Origin of the sequence: Citrobacter sp. T1.2D-1 (genome assembly GCF_950098555.1) — a bacterium.
Lineage (GTDB): Bacteria > Pseudomonadota > Gammaproteobacteria > Enterobacterales > Enterobacteriaceae > Citrobacter_A > Citrobacter_A telavivensis.
Genome location: NZ_CATNHH010000002.1, coordinates 224666 through 241580, shown reverse-complemented (window position 1 = coordinate 241580; position 16915 = coordinate 224666). Strand labels below are relative to the sequence as shown.

Genomic DNA, 16915 nt, shown 5'->3' with positions numbered 1-16915 from the left:
GGATTGGTATGCATTCCACGCTCTTCGAAAGAAATATAGCCAGCAGTTTATCTGCATGCCCTGAGTATTCGTTAGCGAACGTGGAGCACCTACTGGCTCGAAAGAAAAGCGGCGATCATCACATGATTCTCGCTCAATATTCGTAACCAGTAAGCGCATACCCTGAATCACTTCAAAGTGTAATTCTCAGGGTACGAATGACTATATCTCGCTCATGGCTGACCACTACAGAACCAAGGCCGGAGGATATCCGATGGAGATACAACATGGTGTGGGAATTCAAGATGTTGTCTTTCAGGTGGGATCAGAAGAAAAAGTAAACTGAATGTGGGCGGACAAGAATCTCACCAAAGCCAACGTCGCTTGGGTTCTTGCCAGGCTCCCTGCCACAGGTCAAAACGTGCGAGTGGTTCAAGTTTTTTTAGAACGGCAGCTTCACCTGCGGATAAGAGACTGCGCTCCGGAATGGAAATACCGAAAAAGCCTTCAGCGACCGGAAATATTTCACATTCTGATGTCAGCGATCCCAATGCTTTTTCTATCTTGTTACGTTCTGCTTTGATAATTAACTGAAGTCCCATCAGCTTTTAAACTCCACAATTGCTACCTGCTCAAGCGCTTGCCTGACCTGGGCCTGAACCTGGTCAGGGATGGATTGCCCTCTGATGTCATAGACTACCCGGCAAGTTTGAATGTGCGGTGGCAACTGCGATAGTCCCCAGCATATTCTGGCAATATTGTACGCAATACTGAGTTCTATCGATTCCGGAGATTCAAGACTGTGGTTGGCCACAAGGAAAAACTCGCCGCGTTCTTCATTTATAAACTCCGGGGTAAACATTACGCCTCCCTTTCATTGTCTTCGCCAACTTCTGGCAATTGAATGCTTTTTTCATCAGTGCGTTATCTTAGCAGGGATCCTGTTCCAGTCACGATGTCTGCTTCTGGCACAAAGTGGACTATCCAGAACAGAATGGCTTAACGTTTGTTGCTTAACAGGGGTAGCGCGTGCGGATTGCTCTTCCCATTACCGACTGTATTTACCAGATAGAGTGACACTTATTTATTGATATACAATAATATTTCTTCAAGTATGGATGCCCTACCAGGCTGGTGATTTTGTTTGAGCTATATTCATATGATAGGAAAGACTCACTCCGTCTGTACGCCTGAATACGACTGGCGTAAACATGTTAATGTCTTCGAGGTTATATGAAATTTCCAGGCATCCCGGAAAATGAGGAAGAACGATTAAAATCTCTTTATCTGGCAGACCTTCTTGATACAGGCTCTGAAGAGCGTTTCGACCGTTTAACTCGTCTGGCAAAGAAACTTTTTCAGGTGCCAGTTGCACTGATTAGCCTGATTGATCGCGAGCGCCAGTGGTTGCTTGCATGCGAAGGGTTGGGGACTCGTGAAACGCCTCGTAATGTCTCCTTTTGTGGCCACGCCATTTTGCAGGAAGGTCCATTTATTGTTAACGATGCGGTTAGCGATGATCGTTTTCATGATAACCCTCTGGTGATTGGTGAACCTTATATCAGATTCTATGCGGGTTATCCCGTGCATCTTCCTGATGGCGCGGTTGCAGGTACACTTTGTTTGATACATTCCTCTCCCCGGCCCTTCAACGACGATGATATTGCATCACTCAGAGACCTGGCATTTATAGTTGAGGATGAATTTAAGGTTACGGGCATAGCCATGACTGACAGTCTTACAGGCATACCCAATCATCGTGGTTTTTACAATGCAGGGGAGAAGCGATTTCTGGCCCTTACTCAGACGAATGTCCCTTTCAGTCTTATCTTTTTGGATCTCGATAAATTCAAACCTGTTAACGATCTCTGGGGGCATGCCGAAGGAGATGAGGTGCTAAAAGTATTCTCCGCTCTGTTGTGCCAGCATCTTAGCGCCGGAGATATCGCAGGACGAATTGGAGGGGATGAATTCGTCGTTCTCGTCACTCACAAATCCCGGACTGGTGCCTTTTTAAAAGGGGTGCGTAAAAGTGTGGATGAGTACAACGACCACTCGGGGAAACCCTATACGATTAATTATTCTTATGGAATGTTGCATAATGATCCGGTTCGTTACCCCTCTCTGGTGGAGATGCTGAAAGAAAGCGACGAGGTGATGTACTCAGCAAAACGACGTAAGCATGTCTAAGCACCCGCAAATCTGTCGTGGTCAACTAAACTAACCACCGATTTAGCGTTTTTCCAGTATCGGTTTTCCGATTCGTTTGAGGGTACCCCACCGTTATATTCGTGCGGCCTTAGCGAGCGGTAATACTCGACGATATAGTCAGTGCTCCCATGAACTGCTCCCCATAACAGGAATACCTTCGTCACCATCTCCGGCGTGATCAGTGGTGGATGGACAAACCAAAGTGATGATACGTCTGTTTTTTCCGGATGCGGAAGCACGCAAGATGGTATTGGAGAAAATTGGTGCGATTGAAGGTAGGAACCAAACCCTGGCGGCCTCACAGGCTATGTAATCAAAACTTAATCAAAGAGAAAATCATGAGAAAAATAGTTTCTTTTGTCCATGTGTCGCTGGATGGTTTTGTAGCTTCTACCGCTGAGGGCCCAGCGAGTCTGGCCTGGATAAGCATAAGCCCCGATTTGTTTGAATTCGTGGAGCAGCGGATTCAACAGACCGACACCGCCTTATATGGGCGCACCACCTACCAGATGATGGAGTCGTACTGGCCAACTGCTGCCGATAAGCCTGACGCCAGTCCGCATGACCATGCGCATTCGCGTTGGTATAAATCTGCCCACAAAGTGGTGTTGTCGAAAACCCTGTTGGAAAAAAATCACCCTAATACGCAAATTATCAGTCGCAATTTAAGCGACGAAATCAGCAAGCTCAAGCGTAACGAGGGCAGCGAAATTTTAATGTTTGGCAGTCCTTCAGCTACTCACTCGCTAATGGTGGAAAACCTTATTGATGAGTATTGGCTATTCGTCAATCCGATTCTGCTGGGGCAAGGTATTCCCTTGTTCAAAAACATAAAAGACAGAACCTCACTCATGCTGGTGAATAGTAAAGTTTTCCCGTCGGGCGTAGTGTGTCTGCGATACGAGGTGAAACGAAATCAATAATGCAAGGTTCTGATAATTCTGTAAGAGGAAAAAAACCTCCGAACGGCTGCATTTCTGCGAATGTGTAGCCAATCGATGTTTTGCGGTATGTGCTCCACCCTAATTGACAATAGATCTAAGGGTCAGCAACGTCCGCTCCTGGCACTGAGCTGACTGCCTGAGGTGCCGCAAGGTCCGCACAGTGCCAGGAGCGGACGTCGCTGTTAATAGTTTGCTCCTCAACTATTGAGCAACACCATGACATTCGCCTCATACTACAACATTATCTGGCCGGGAGTTCAAAAAGTGGACAGAACTAAAAAGGGTATATTTACAGCAATGTGGGCTGTTTACCATTCATCAATGTAAGCATTGTAAGATCTTTAATTCGTTTTTGTCATATGTGTACCAGTATATCCCCTCAAGAAAACTGGAGGCTGTTAACATTTCTTCTTTATTGAAGTCAACGAGTACTTTTTCCTGATTTGGTCCAAGAAAAATCACGCTTACTTCAAAGTCTTGTAAATTTGAACACGGATTTTTTTGGTTAAAATCCAGTTGATGGGCTAATGAATATACTTTTTTATTAAGTACATCATCATTGAAATTACTATAAACCCACCCCAAAGCAAAGTAACTAAATATACATGTAAAGATTATATAAATGAGTGCCCCAATGGGAAATCTAAAATCACTATTTCCGTCCCATTTTAACTTAAAGTAAGAAATGATATTTATTATGCAAACAACACCTACAATAGCCAGCAGGTAAACAAGAATAGAAATTTTTTTGAAGAAAAGATAAGCAACAAGAAAACTTCTTGTAAAAGGAAAAAATGATGGATCAATATTAAATACATCATTTATTATTGCGGATGCCTCAGCGGTGCAATATACAATTAACCCTGTGAATGACAGGGATAGTATGATTTTTGTTGTTTTGAACTTCCAAAGCTCCTTGAACATTAATGTTCTTTCAATATTAATTCCGATCCATATTGTTGATAACATAATTGATATAATGTATGCGGGTAATTTTAGTGTTTCAATAAATTCAGAATCAGAGCTATTGGATGTAGAAAATATAAATATCAATATTGCTACAATGGCTAATGTGTTAAGCGTAATGGAAGAGTTCCATTGTTCATTGTATTTTTTATTTTCACTTTCATTTTTAATAAATAAAACAGCATCTCGTATGTCTTTGATAATCTGCTTGGTGGATTTCTCATTCGAATATCTGTAGTTAGCATTATCACTTGAATCAAACTCAGCTAAAAGTTTTTTGAAGGATTCTGTATTAATTTTCTCATTAGTCATATTGAATAACTCTTTTTCTAGTTAAACGTAGGTTGGCTATTTGGAGAAAACCACTGTCGATCTTCATTTACAAACTCTGGGACAACCATCATATCTCCATTTTATTCACTTCGTCGATTTCTATTTTTCGAGTATTTGTTGCTGTACACAAAAAACATTATTGGTAGAGAAACGTCAGGCGGATGTAAATTCTTCCTAGGTTAATCAAACCATTCTCTCCAAAAATTTTCAATCAGTTTTACGTCCGTACCTCGCTCACAGCGGACCTTCAACGTAGAGTGCGTGCCAGCTTTTTGCTAAAAGGGACATTATGATTAATTATTTTCTGCCTCTGGCTGATCTTAATCAGCTCATAATATGAGCTGATTAAGATGCATGATTACACCGTTGGGATGGTACCACCATCAATGACATATTCGGTGCCGGTGATGGCGGCTGCATGAGATGACGCAAGGAAGGAAATGAGTTTCGCAACCTCGATGGGCTTTGACGGACGACCAAGAGGAATACCACCGAGAGCATTCATGATTATCTGCTTACCGCCTTCGTAATCCGTTCCCGCCTGCTTCGCCAGTCGCTGCGCCATCGCGACTGAAGCTTCGGTTTCGATCCAACCGGGCGCAACACGCACGACACGAATCCCTTTCGGGGATACCTCTTTCGACAGGCTTTTGCTGTACGCCGACAGCGCAGCTTTTGCCGCCGCATAACCGGTGGTTGATTCTGGTAACGGCAGTTCACGCTGGATAGATGTCACGTGAATAATAACCCCGCTACCCTGCGCCAGCATCCCAGGCAACAGCGCACGATCTAAGCGCACCGCGGGTAACAGATTCAGGTTGAGTTCCTGCTGCCACTCTGTTTCGCCCAGCGCGGCAAAGCCTCCGGCAGGCGAGGTTGAACCGCCAGCAACATGGATGATGGCGTCGACACCCCCCAGATGCTTGTGAACGGCTTCCACTACCACGGCACATCCGTTGACGGTGGTCAGGTCCGCCGCTACGAAGGCGTCTGCGAAACATTCTGTGGGCACATGACGCGCGGTGGTTAACACCCTGGCACCCAGTTGCTTAAATAATTCAACGACCGCTTTGCCGACGCCTTTGGTACCTGCAGTAACCAGTATGCGTTTATCCTGAAAATCAAGATCTAACGACATCAGATAATCTCCAGCGTGTTGATCTTGTCGCCGACCAGGCCGAAGACATGTTCAAGCGTGACCGGGCTGCCGGGAAAATTACCGACGACGTTTGAAGTGACCGTCACCCGGTGACCTTCAGTGATAAACTTAACCGGCTCAACGCTGTAGTCAAACGCGGCCTGTGCGGCACGTTGCCATGCCTCGATCGCTGCGTGTCCCTTGTGAGTTTTACCTTCGTCTGTCACGACAGCATCAACAGTAAAACAGTGCTTAACGTTGGCAATATCTGCACCGTTACTGATCGAGAAATAGTCTGAAATAGCATGCGGTAGGGCTAATGACATGGCTCTTTACTCCTGTTATTTACAGTACGGGCATTTTCAACATAGACTGTGAAATTAACAAGTACGCACTAAAAAGTGAGCCACTGAATTATGAGTAAGTTATATACTCCAGAATCTGCCGCAAGCGGTGTGGAGCACGTGCTGCGACTGTTGGAAGGTCGTTGGAAATTAATCATTCTTTTTCATCTGTTCGATGGAAAGGTACAACGCTATTCTGATTTTGAAAAACTGATCCCCGGTATTTCACAGAAGATGCTGGCGCAGCAACTGCGGCAACTGGAAGCTGACGGCATCGTATCACGTACGGTGTACCCGCAAGTGCCACCGAAGGTGGAATATCGCCTGACCGAGTGGGGGCAGGCGCTGTGCCCGGCCCTTGATGCAATGTTGAAATGGGCGGAAAAACGCGAGGTTTAGCTGTCGTCGGGGCCTTTTTGCAGTGAGTGAAAATCACTGATGTCTGCTTTCGCTCAACGTTAATAATCGGTGTCTGTCTGGATTATCACTTTTGTCTCTCTTGTCTTATGTATTTTTGCTGCGGTTCAATTATTGAGAATAAAAACAAACGAACCAGAAGAAAATACGGGAATAGATCAGCCACAATGTTAACTTTTGATAAAATTAAAGTAACATTCTGTGAGGTGCGGATGTTTTTATTTCTCATAGACGAGAATTTACATATCATGATATAATATGGCGGAAAAGAATGCAGGTTATTAATCTGCCAGTAATGTAAATAAATTTTTGAGGAGACCATTCCAGTGGGACGTAAATGGGCCAATATTGTTGCTAAAAAAACGGCTAAAGACGGTGCGACGTCTAAAGTATATGCAAAATTCGGTGTCGAAATCTATGCTGCTGCTAAACAAGGTGAACCAGACCCAGAATTAAACTCATCTTTAAAATTCGTTATTGAACGTGCGAAGCAAGCACAAGTCCCAAAACACGTTATTGATAAAGCCATTGATAAAGCCAAAGGTGGCGGCGATGAAACGTTCGTACAAGGACGTTACGAAGGCTTTGGACCCAATGGTTCAATGATTATCGCTGAAACGTTGACGTCAAATGTTAACCGTACGATTGCTAATGTTCGCTCAATTTTCAATAAAAAAGGCGGGAATATCGGAGCGGCAGGTGCTGTCAGCTATATGTTTGACAATACTGGAGTGATTGTATTTAAAGGAACAGACCCTGACCATATTTTTGAAATTTTGCTTGATGCAGAAGTTAATGTTCGTGATGTAACCGAAGATGAAGGAAACATTGTTGTTTATACAGAATCCTCAGACCTTCACAAAGGCATTGCAGCGCTAAAAGCAGCTGGAATTACCGAATTTTCAACAACAGAATTAGAGATGATTGCTCAATCAGAAGTTGAACTTTCGCCAGAAGATTTAGAAATCTTTGAAGGACTTGTTGATGCCCTTGAAGATGACGATGATGTTCAAAAAGTATATCATAACGTTGCAAATCTCTAATTAGAAATCAAAAAATCTGTCATTATGGCAGATTTTTTAACTTATAAAGTTGTTATAAAAATATATCTAACCCGATGTGTTGATTATAAAAAATAGATAAAATTACTGTCTTCTAAAACAAATCATATTCATTGAAATTGCTGGTCTTAACACTCTGGTGATTAACGGAAAAAGAATATATTACAGAAGGGACTGCGCGAAAAACGTAATGCGTTGACGATATAAAATCAACGTTAATACCCCCAGCCCGAAGGCGGTTGGGGGTTAATAATAATGCCAGACTGACCTGCCCGCGAATTGCGTAGCGGATTTTAAACCGTTATTTTTTGGGAGTGATTTTCGTCACTGAGCCTGTTTGCGTTTTATCCCCGATAGTCCCATACATAGACACCAGATAAACGGCACCATCAGGCCCGGCGGTCAGGTGGTTTGGCGTATCATCCATCGGGATATTAGCGACCAGTTTGCCATCCTTGTTCAGAACAGCAACGGTTCCGCCTGCGCGCGTGGCGGCGAAAACCTGTGACGTCACGGGATCCCAGACGACAGATACGCCCCCGGCCCCAATGTAAGTATCCGCGAGAACCTTACCGTCCGCATCAAGAACCACGACATTGTTCGTCTCCTGGGAAGCGACGTAAAGACGGCCGGTCTCTGGATCGCGAGCGATGTCGGTAGCACCTTGCGCCTGAGGTATTTTCACCGTCGTACTCTTGCCCGTTTTGAGATCAATCCAGCCCACCCAGGGCGTATCGCGACTGACGCCGTAGAGTTTCCCACCGGCACTGTCGAGGGCAAGGTCTGTACTGTAAAACTGGTCGCGGCCGCGGTTCGTCACGAACTCCATCTGACCGATATGTTCCAGCGTTTTGGTATCATAAACCTCGATAAAACCGGTCAGTGCTGCGCTGACATAAGCCCGATTGTGGGCTTCATCAATAATCACATCGCGTGGATGTACGACCGACCCCTCCGGGAAGACTTTCACGACGGAAAGCGTTTTTGCGTCATAGACGGTCACCGTCTCGGCGAGCGTGTTCGTTGTCCAGATATGATTATGGACATTATCAACACCGATGCCGAAGACTCCAATCTGCTCACCCTTTTTGTCTTTAGGCAGCGTAGCCTCCGCTTCGACAGTCAGCGTTCCGGCGTTCAGTCTCATCAGGCGGCTACCATCATTAGGGCCACGTGCAGAGGTTACGAACAGCTTCCCGTCGGTTGAAATTGCCGACTGGTAAGCTCGCTCACCGACGGAAATTTTTTGCAGCCTGAAAGCCTCAGTGTTTTTCGGGGGAACAATTTGGGACAATTTCAACATGACCTGCGAAACGCTCGCGGGATTTTGCGTGATAACAGTGAGTGGATGAAGGCCTGTAGCAGCATCGACCGGAACTGTTAGCGGAATAGTGAGGTTTCCCTTCTCGTCGGCGGTCAATGGTTTCGGTGTCAGGAGTTCCGCACCATTCAGCAGGGTGACGGTCGTGCCCGCCTGCAGGCTCTTAATCGCTATGACAGTTTTATCTCCGGGCTTAACAGGAACGTCCCGTGACCCTGCACGGATACTGCCAGGGAAGGTAGTGGTGGCGGCTGCCCACTGGCTATCGGCGTATGCCGTTGTGGCGGTTGCCATCGCAATAGTGGAGGCCAACAACACCGAACGGACTGAAATTCTTCTCATCTTATCTCCATAAATTGTATTGATGCTGCATCTCAGCGCAGCCACAGGTTATTTCCCATGCGATGAGTCTTATCTTCCGCCATGAGAAGTATGTCTTGTTATAAGCGCATTCAACATACCATATCAATGCAAATAATTATCATTACCATTCTTGATGATGTCTTAAATGTGAGGCGTTTATGTATCGCGGATGAGCGAGTTGGCGATTTTCCGGTAAGAGGGCGGCAGTGAGCCGAAGCGGACGTAAAAACGGCTTGTGCCAATCATCAGGCAATAAATCGCAGCCTATTCCTCTCTCTACATATTCAGAAGGCTCATTCGAAACATCCAGTTGATGTCGATAATTAGTGGTTGAAAAGGTGCCAGGAATGACGGAAGAATATGCCAACATTGCTGAGGTTTAGATGGATTGAGGGGCAAGAAGTGGGATCGTCTGGAACAGTAAAGAAAATCGTTATGCTGACCATTGTGGCTAGCCTGGCCGCGGGTTGCGCGCCGTTACATCCTTCCGGCTGCCATAAGACCACGGCAACGGGGAGTTGCAGTTCAGGACGCTGGGATGATCAGGATGAATGGGGTGCGAAAGCGCGGGCAATCAGGGCGGCAATAAATGCCAAACTTGATGAGCCGCAAAACTGGAAGGGGAAAAAATGCAGGTTGCATATTGAATTTGCTCAGGATGGCACGGCTTTGAACATATCAACCAGCAACGGCAATAAAGCCTATTGCGAAGCGATAAAATCAGCAGCCCATAAAGCGAAATTTCCAGCCTTCAACAATCCAGAAGTCTATAGGGATTTTCAAAAATCCGGCTTCGATATGCGCGGTTAGCACCATAGTAGCCCTTTCAGTGTCAGCTACTCGCTCACTGCTGCCCTTTAAACCTTATCGACGGCAGCTCAGTGCCAGGAGCGGAGGTTGTTAATGGCATGATGTATAAACCAATGGAGAGCCGATGATCTATACCCCAGTTAATAGATTCTGGCAATGTGGCTATTACCGACCCTACAGCAGAAGCACTAACTATAGGTATTTTATCGCTCCCATTGAACCAACCCCCCTGGTGAGGCAATTATTTCGGTTTAATATGATTTAAGGTAAATGTCACTCAGCTAAATACCCACCATCAATTGGATAAACGCCCCCGGTACAGAACGCTGATCTGTCTGACAGCAAAAACAAGATGAAGTCTGCTATTTCTTGCATTTTTGCCATCCTTTTCATCGGGTGGCTATTTGCGAAACTGCGTACGATGTTTTCAGGGAATTCATTCATCCGTGGGGTTTGGACATAACCCGGAGCGACTGCATTGATTCGAATACCCTGGCAGGCAAACTCTAGCGCTGCGGTTTGGGTTAAACCGATTATACCATGCTTAGCCGCGGTGTAAGGCGCCAATCCAGGAATGCCAACCAGGCCATTTACTGCAGATAAATTAACGATAGAACCACCAAACTTCATCATCTGAGGTATTTCATATTTTAGGCAGTAAAAAATACCGCTCAATGAGGTGGCAATGACTTTATCCCAGTTTTCAACTGTCTGCTCTGTGATATTTTTACCATGTTCACCTGTCAGGCCTGCATTGTTTACAGCATAATCAAGCCTGCCGAAATATTTGATAACGTCATCTATCATTTGCCGTACCTGTTCAGGCTGTGACACATCACATCCGATCCCCATCGCTTGTTGTCCCTGTGAAGATAACCATTTCGCTTTTTGTTTAGCCTGCGCTGACGAGCGGGATACAATGACGACCTTAGCGCCATGTTTGTGTAATTGGTCTGCGACGGCCTCACCTATACCTGTAGTACTTCCTGTTATAACCGCTACTTTATTCTGAAAAGTCATAATTCCCCCTATGAAGTAGAATGGAGTCTTACATCTGGGGTAGTATACAAATTAGCAGTGACAGTTTTTGTCAGTACTCTTTTCCCTCGCGGATCCCCTCTTTTTTTCTCCATTTTTTCAATAAAGCCGTCCTGTTTTCTCTATACATGGAATCCAGTTGCACAATCTTTTCGATTTTGTCAGTTCTGAAATGACGAAAATCATTTCTCATCTCACACCATGCAACCAAAATCCAGCATGACTCCATATATACTAATGCGATGGGCCATATGACTCGAGAAGAGTAAACCTCTTTCTTGTCACAATACTTTATTTCGACTCTCTTTCGATTTTTAATGGCATTACGAATGTCTTCAAAAAATATCTCATTGTTTTCTGAAGGACCGGTCAGATAGGATTGGCTCTCAATAAGATTTTTTAATTCACCGGGAATGACGGCGTGTATTTTGGCAAGCGCATTTCTTGCGGTATTTTTGAAATCATAATCCGTATTATGAGATACCCAATTTAGCCCAAGTATAATAGCATTGATTTCTTCATGAGAAAGATTTAAGGGGGGTAAATGAAAATCAGACTTAACGATGTATCCAATTCCTGCGCCGCCTTCAATGCACACTCCCTGTTGCTGTAGCGTTTTTATATCTCTGTAAAGGGAGCGTACATTTATTTCTAATCTTTCTGCAAGAGTGGATGCCGTGATTGGATATCTTTGCGCCCTTAATATCTGTAGTAATTCGAGAAGCCTTTCTGTTCTGGTCATGTTGATAAATCCATCTTGATACTAAGACGATATCTTAAAGCACCTGTTGAATAGGCATCTTAGTACAAAGCAAGTGTACCTGCCTAAGTTGATCTGCCCCCCGTTGATTAATATCGCGCATAACCGCCCAAAGCCATACTTACTCAGAGACTTGTTCCGGGGTTTTGGCCCCGTGTCTTTACTGCGTATAATGCCGCCTCTATACACGCTAAAATCGACTGTGCCACGAACTATGAATCTCAATCGCTTTTGTTATTTGCTCCTGATCTTCTCGGCTATCGGCAGCATCTTTACCTCACATCCCGTTGCTATCTGGTTCCTGCTCGCCAACATACTGACGCTGGTGATTTATGGCGTGGATAAAATGGCGGCGCGTAAGGCCTGGCGCAGAGTGCCGGAATCCACTCTGTTGGTGTTTGGTGTTGTGGGAGGGTGGCCTGGCGCGATGGTGGGTCAACAACTCTTCCGGCATAAAACACAAAAGCAGCCATTCAAAACCTATTTCATCGTCAGCGTGATATTGAGTGTCTCAGTGATGGTGGCGGTGTATCAGCTTTATCCCTTTGCTTCTTCCTGAGCGTTTGCTTTTGCTCCCTGCGCATTGTGGCCTGATAACCTTTCTACCAGACCACTGCCAGGCTACTCAGCTATAGATTACCCACGCCACCATCAACCAGTAGCTCAGTACCAACGACGAATGAAGACTCATCAGAAGCAAGGAAAACGGCGGCCTTAGCCAATTCATAGGGGGTGCCTAAACGTCCGATGGGTACCAGAGCGCGAATTTCTTCCCGGAGCTTATCTTCGTCCACGCCGCCCCCAACGTTGTTCAATGCCGGTGTTTCAGTCGGTCCGGGACTTAAGCCATTTACACGGACTCCGCGCGGGTGAAGCTCTGCAGAAAGTGTTCGTGCCAGAGAGAGTATTGCGGCTTTACTTGCAGCGTAAGCACTACTTTGTGGAAAACCAATCCGCGCGCTGACTGAGCCACAAACAATGACGGAGGACGGGTTAGAAAGCATAGGAAGCAGGGCTTTGATCAGGAAGAATGGGCCCTTAAGATTGGTATTCATCAGCGCATCGTAAGCCTGCTCATCCCAGGATTCCAGTGGCTTATGTGTAACATCGCCTGCGTTTATATATAAAATATCAAGTTTCGGCCATCGCGCCTGTAACGCCGTTGCTAAGTGAGTTTGTTGAGGGATGTCGCCTGCCTCAATGCGAAAAATAGCCACATCACTTAACTCTTTTTTGGCCTCCAGTAGTTTTTTTTCACTACGACCGGTGATGGCAACCTTTGCTCCTTCTGCCAGAAACTGACGTGCCGTCTCTAAACCAATACCGCTAGTACCACCGGTAATCAGTGCGTACTTGCCTTCAAGTCTGCCCATTTTCCTACCCCCACGTATTATTCGTGGAGTAATTATTTATCCTTTAGTATCCTTTGGAAAGTAGGCACCATTTGGATACTAAGGAACCTTATGGGATGCAATGAAGTGAGACCGGGAGCCCTATGACACAGAATATTTCGACGTTAGCTGAGAGTAATACAGGATGCCCGATGGTCAGTTTTGTGAATCTGATAGCCGGTAAGTGGGCGATCCCAATCCTTTATCGTTTGATTGTATTAGGCGAACCTGTTCGTTTCAGTGAGCTACAACGAGCAGTCAGACCTATCACTCAGAAAGAACTGACTCGTCAGTTGCGACAGTTTGAGGCTCGCGGGTTGGTTAACAGAAAAGTGTTCGCTGAAGTTCCACCGAGAGTGGAGTATGAAATAACCGAGCTGGGTAAATCGTTGCGTCCGACACTTGATTCTCTTGCTGAGTGGATGACTGCCAACGCGAGCGCAATGAATAAAAACGGACAAAGGACGTCAGCGACTCGTTCTTGAGGGATAGCCATACTCAACGCTCCCATACGGCAGGAGAGTTGAGTATGAACATGTCACCGTGGAACAAAAACCGTATCATCGGCCAAAGTAATGTCGGCCTGTCCACAATGACACGATGCGTAATAAGCTATTTCACTTCTGCCAGCGCGCTTTTATCAACGTAGGGCTTCATTAGCGTATCGGCTTCCTGTTGGGCCGTTTTAACTGCCTCTTCCGGCGTCACTTTTGGATCGTTGACAACGGCCGCCAGCTGGTTTTCCATCGCTTTACGTACGGCGACCGTTTCATAGGTGGAGTACCAGGGATGGGCATATTTCAGCTGCTCAAGGGCGATGGCCGCACGGGGATCCTGCTGCATGTACGCTTTCATTTCTGGTGTGTCATACGCGGCTTTACGCGGCGAGAAGTAGCCGGTAAAGCGACTCCATTCTCCGTTCACCTGCGGGCTGACCAGCCAGCTCAGAAACTGATATGCCGCTTTTTTCTGCGCGTCTGAAATGCCTTTAAAACTCACCAGGCTGGCACCGCCAATCGGCACCGCACGTTGCTCTTTTGCCGGCAGCATGGCGACGCCAAGCTCAAAGTCTTTGGTATTTTCACGCATAAAGCCCAGTGCGCCGGTGCTCAGCATTGCCATTCCAACTTTCCCCGAAAAGAAGGCGGCGCTGATCTGTTTTGAGTTCAGGACACCAGAAGGCATCACCTTGTCCTGATAGATCAAATCCTGCCAGAAACGCAGGGCGCCAATGGTGGAGGGGGCGTTGTAATACACTTCGCCGGGATAGTCTTCATTGAAATATTTACCGCCATTGGCGCGAACCAGCGCCGAGAAAATCCAGCCGCCGTAATCGTCATTGGTCGATGGCAACATGATCCCCCACTGACCCTTGCTTTCGTCGGTTAATTTTTTCGCGTCAGCCTGCAGTTCAGCCCAGGTTTGCGGCGGTTGTTTGATACCCGCCTGGTCAAATAACGCTTTGTTATAATACAGAATTGGCGTGGAGTTATGGAACGGGATCGCGTAAGTCACGCCCATCACCTGAGCGTTCTTATGCATGGCGGGCCAGAACTCGTTAAGCAAAAATGGCCCCGCTTTTTGATTACCGAACCTGAACAGCTCGTCCATCGGCAGGATTTCATCTTTTAACGCCAGGTCGGTGGTGAAGTTGGCGGACATGATGACCAGCGCGGGCGGTTGTCCCGCCTTTTGCGCGGATTCGGCTTTGATCTTGGTGGTGTCATAGTTGCCGGTAAAAATGCCCCGTACTTCGACATCCTGTTGTGATTCATTGAATACGTTGATGACCCGGGTCATCTCCATGGTCAGTTTGCCATCGACGGGGGCGGGAAACATAAAATCGATTTTTTCTTTCGCCAACGCAGACCCGCTAAAGGCCAGCGCGCCGCTTAGGGCGAGCGCCTGCAATTTCGTATTCAGGGGCTTAAACATGGTCAATCTCCTGGAGTAAATTGTGCTGTTTCTCAGCATGAAAAAGATGAAGATCCGACGGTGAAAAACCGAGGGTAAGCGTATCGCCTTTTTCGGGCACGGTGCCGCGATGGCGGCGGCTGTAGCGCAGTGTGCCGACAGGCGTGCTGACGTGGAGCAGATAATCTGCCCCCATCAGTTCTCGTTGCATTACCGTGGCGGGCAGGGCGTACAGCCCGTCAGTCGGTCTGTCAGTGATGTGTTCAGGGCGTATCCCCAGCCAGACCTGCGTTTCGTCACGCGACAGCGGTGGCAGCGGATGTCTGATATCACCGAGTTGTACCTGACCGTTCTGGCAAGGCAGAAGGAGGAGGTTCATTGCGGGAGAGCCGATGAAACCGGCGACGAACAGGTTTGCCGGGCTGGCGTAGAGATGTTCAGGGCGACCGACCTGCTGCACGTAACCATTGTTCATCACGACGATACGATCGGCCATCGACATGGCTTCGGTCTGATCGTGCGTAACGTAGATGGTGCTGGTCCTGAGCTGTTGATGCAGCGCCATAATGCTATCGCGAACCTCGCTACGCAGGCGCGCGTCAAGGTTGGAGAGCGGTTCGTCCATGAGAAAAAGTCGCGGATTGCGCACAATTGCACGCGCCATCGCCACACGCTGCCGCTGACCGCCGGAGAGTTTGGCCGGTTTGCGATCGAGTAGCGGCTCCAGTTGCAGCATTCGGGAGACCTGTTCCAGCCGCGGTTGCCAACTGGCTTTATCCTCTTTGCGAATTTTCATCCCGAAGGTAATGTTGTCACGCACCGACAGATGCGGAAACAGCGCATAGTTCTGGAAAATCATCGCAAAGTTGCGTTCGCGTGGTGAGAGAAAGGTGATGTTCTCTTCCTGCAGCCAGATGTCGCCTCCGCTGACGTTTTCCAGTCCGGAAAGCAGACGCAGCAGGGTGCTTTTGCCGCAGCCGGAGGGGCCTACCAGCACCACGAATTCCCCTTCGGCAATATCCAGAGACAGCGAGTTCAGCGCCGGTTTGCCGTCAAACGTTTTGCTGACATTATTCAGTCTTAACATGGTGATGAGTACTCATCCGTTGGGCAACTGGTATTCTCGTCATACAGCCATGGCCCGGCGTAGTGCGCCAGCGAGTGCTGGTAGCTCACCCAGTGCTCTCCCACCTGACGATGCATCAGGCAGGACGGCGGTGACATGTCGTAATAGGGACGTGTATCTTCATGGCAGTAGGGCACCTGATGAACCGTCGCGGGAAGCGTGGTGATGGTCGCCTGACGATACTGCGTCATCGTCAGATTATGGTTATGACCGCAGAAGATGCGGATAAGCGAAGGGAAGCGTTCCACCAGTGCCAGCAGACGATGACCATTTTCACAGGCGATCGGATCCATCTGAGCATTTCCCAACGGCAGCGGCGGGTGGTGCATAAAGACGGCAGTTGGCTTATCACCGGCGCTGAATAGTTGGGCTTCCAGCCATGCTAGCGTCTCTTCGGTTAACCAGCCTTTCGAATGACCCGCAAGGCTGGAGTCAATAAACAGCAGGCGAGTCGCGAAATCATCGACGGCATAACGCATATTTTGCGGGTCGGTGCCCAGTTGTGGACACAGCGGGTGCAGATATTCAAGAAAATGCGCCTTATCATCATGGTTCCCCGGGATCAGCAGCAGCGGGTAGTGGAGCGCGCCGAGGATCTGGCGGGCAATGCGATACTCCTCCGGGCGGCCACAGTTAACGATATCTCCGCTGACGATAACGGCATGCGGACGTTCACGCAGCGCATTCAACTGGGAAACCACGTCTGCATTTCCGGCGTTAACGTCGATAAAACCGTAGAGCTTCTGGACGTGACCGCGGAAATGGGTGTCGCTAATATGGGCTAACAGCATGAAATCAC

General features: G+C 47.3%; 19 protein-coding genes. 7 read left to right on the top strand and 12 right to left on the bottom strand.

What is annotated here, in order from left to right; genetic code table 11:
- Positions 1 to 344 precede the first annotated feature (344 nt).
- Positions 345 to 581: a hypothetical protein gene (locus tag QQZ17_RS04700; protein ID WP_152405208.1), complete on the bottom strand. Its 237-nt coding sequence runs from the start codon at positions 579 to 581 to the stop codon at positions 345 to 347.
- A complete protein-coding gene (locus tag QQZ17_RS04695) occupies positions 581 to 841 on the bottom strand; it encodes a hypothetical protein (protein WP_152405207.1) in 261 nt (86 codons plus the stop codon). Before QQZ17_RS04695 ends, QQZ17_RS04700 begins: the two co-directional genes overlap by 1 nt.
- Before the next feature lie 371 nt (positions 842 to 1212).
- On the opposite strand from QQZ17_RS04695, the gene QQZ17_RS04690 reads away from it, so the two are divergent.
- Positions 1213 to 2169, top strand: coding sequence for a sensor domain-containing diguanylate cyclase (locus QQZ17_RS04690; protein WP_152405206.1), 957 nt, complete (start codon positions 1213 to 1215; stop codon positions 2167 to 2169).
- A 359-nt stretch (positions 2170 to 2528) separates the two neighbouring features.
- Positions 2529 to 3113 (top strand): dihydrofolate reductase family protein, encoded by a 585-nt coding sequence (locus QQZ17_RS04685; protein WP_284554113.1) that lies wholly within the window; start codon positions 2529 to 2531, stop codon positions 3111 to 3113.
- A gap of 339 nt (positions 3114 to 3452) precedes the next feature.
- Here the strand turns inward: QQZ17_RS04685 and QQZ17_RS04680 are convergent, their stop codons facing one another.
- The 3 genes from QQZ17_RS04680 to QQZ17_RS04670 all read right to left on the bottom strand — a co-directional run bounded on the left by QQZ17_RS04680 (position 3453) and on the right by QQZ17_RS04670 (position 5897).
- The gene (locus tag QQZ17_RS04680) at positions 3453 to 4412 is read right to left on the bottom strand and encodes a hypothetical protein (protein ID WP_152405204.1); all 960 of its coding nucleotides are present in this window, start codon (positions 4410 to 4412) and stop codon (positions 3453 to 3455) included.
- A gap of 379 nt (positions 4413 to 4791) precedes the next feature.
- A complete protein-coding gene (locus QQZ17_RS04675; RefSeq protein ID WP_152405203.1) occupies positions 4792 to 5571 on the bottom strand; it encodes an SDR family oxidoreductase in 780 nt (259 codons plus the stop codon).
- On the bottom strand, positions 5571 to 5897 hold the full coding sequence (locus QQZ17_RS04670) for a nuclear transport factor 2 family protein (RefSeq protein ID WP_152405202.1): 327 nt from the start codon (positions 5895 to 5897) through the stop codon (positions 5571 to 5573). Before QQZ17_RS04670 ends, QQZ17_RS04675 begins: the two co-directional genes overlap by 1 nt.
- A gap of 90 nt (positions 5898 to 5987) precedes the next feature.
- Here QQZ17_RS04670 and QQZ17_RS04665 point away from each other — a divergent pair, with 90 nt between their 5' ends.
- Positions 5988 to 6314 (top strand): winged helix-turn-helix transcriptional regulator, encoded by a 327-nt coding sequence (locus QQZ17_RS04665; RefSeq protein ID WP_152405201.1) that lies wholly within the window; start codon positions 5988 to 5990, stop codon positions 6312 to 6314.
- 344 nt (positions 6315 to 6658) lie between these two features.
- On the top strand, positions 6659 to 7375 hold the full coding sequence (locus QQZ17_RS04660) for a YebC/PmpR family DNA-binding transcriptional regulator (RefSeq protein WP_152405200.1): 717 nt from the start codon (positions 6659 to 6661) through the stop codon (positions 7373 to 7375).
- A gap of 319 nt (positions 7376 to 7694) precedes the next feature.
- On the opposite strand, the gene QQZ17_RS04655 is transcribed toward QQZ17_RS04660, so the two are convergent.
- Entirely contained in the window at positions 7695 to 9056 is a 1362-nt protein-coding gene (locus tag QQZ17_RS04655) for a YncE family protein (RefSeq protein WP_152405199.1), read from the bottom strand.
- 381 nt (positions 9057 to 9437) lie between these two features.
- On the opposite strand from QQZ17_RS04655, the gene QQZ17_RS04650 reads away from it, so the two are divergent.
- Positions 9438 to 9887 carry a cell envelope integrity TolA C-terminal domain-containing protein gene (locus QQZ17_RS04650; RefSeq protein WP_152405198.1) on the top strand — a complete coding sequence of 150 codons (450 nt, stop codon included), beginning with the start codon at positions 9438 to 9440 and terminating at the stop codon, positions 9885 to 9887.
- Between the two features lie 273 nt (positions 9888 to 10160).
- On the opposite strand, the gene QQZ17_RS04645 is transcribed toward QQZ17_RS04650, so the two are convergent.
- Both QQZ17_RS04645 and QQZ17_RS04640 read right to left on the bottom strand, forming a co-directional pair.
- Positions 10161 to 10907: an SDR family NAD(P)-dependent oxidoreductase gene (locus QQZ17_RS04645; RefSeq protein WP_152405197.1), complete on the bottom strand. Its 747-nt coding sequence runs from the start codon at positions 10905 to 10907 to the stop codon at positions 10161 to 10163.
- Positions 10908 to 10977: 70 nt separating this feature from the next.
- Positions 10978 to 11667, bottom strand: coding sequence for a helix-turn-helix transcriptional regulator (locus QQZ17_RS04640; RefSeq protein WP_152405196.1), 690 nt, complete (start codon positions 11665 to 11667; stop codon positions 10978 to 10980).
- A 232-nt stretch (positions 11668 to 11899) separates the two neighbouring features.
- On the opposite strand from QQZ17_RS04640, the gene QQZ17_RS04635 reads away from it, so the two are divergent.
- Complete coding sequence (locus QQZ17_RS04635) at positions 11900 to 12244, top strand: DUF1294 domain-containing protein (protein WP_152405195.1); 345 nt, start codon at positions 11900 to 11902, stop codon at positions 12242 to 12244.
- A 70-nt stretch (positions 12245 to 12314) separates the two neighbouring features.
- Here QQZ17_RS04635 and QQZ17_RS04630 read toward each other — a convergent pair whose 3' ends face one another.
- Positions 12315 to 13058 (bottom strand): SDR family oxidoreductase, encoded by a 744-nt coding sequence (locus QQZ17_RS04630; RefSeq protein WP_152405194.1) that lies wholly within the window; start codon positions 13056 to 13058, stop codon positions 12315 to 12317.
- A gap of 122 nt (positions 13059 to 13180) precedes the next feature.
- Here QQZ17_RS04630 and QQZ17_RS04625 point away from each other — a divergent pair, with 122 nt between their 5' ends.
- The gene (locus QQZ17_RS04625; RefSeq protein WP_187696620.1) at positions 13181 to 13561 is read left to right on the top strand and encodes a winged helix-turn-helix transcriptional regulator; all 381 of its coding nucleotides are present in this window, start codon (positions 13181 to 13183) and stop codon (positions 13559 to 13561) included.
- A 127-nt stretch (positions 13562 to 13688) separates the two neighbouring features.
- On the opposite strand, the gene QQZ17_RS04620 is transcribed toward QQZ17_RS04625, so the two are convergent.
- The 3 genes from QQZ17_RS04620 to QQZ17_RS04610 are packed head-to-tail and all read right to left on the bottom strand — an operon-like array spanning position 13689 to position 16907.
- Positions 13689 to 15011, bottom strand: a complete 1323-nt coding sequence (locus QQZ17_RS04620) for an ABC transporter substrate-binding protein (RefSeq protein ID WP_152405193.1) — start codon at positions 15009 to 15011, stop codon at positions 13689 to 13691.
- The gene (locus QQZ17_RS04615; RefSeq protein WP_152405192.1) at positions 15004 to 16077 is read right to left on the bottom strand and encodes an ABC transporter ATP-binding protein; all 1074 of its coding nucleotides are present in this window, start codon (positions 16075 to 16077) and stop codon (positions 15004 to 15006) included. The genes QQZ17_RS04620 and QQZ17_RS04615 overlap by 8 nt, the downstream gene beginning before the upstream one ends.
- Positions 16071 to 16907, bottom strand: a complete 837-nt coding sequence (locus QQZ17_RS04610) for a phosphodiesterase (protein WP_152405191.1) — start codon at positions 16905 to 16907, stop codon at positions 16071 to 16073. Before QQZ17_RS04610 ends, QQZ17_RS04615 begins: the two co-directional genes overlap by 7 nt.
- Positions 16908 to 16915: the final 8 nt, after the last annotated feature.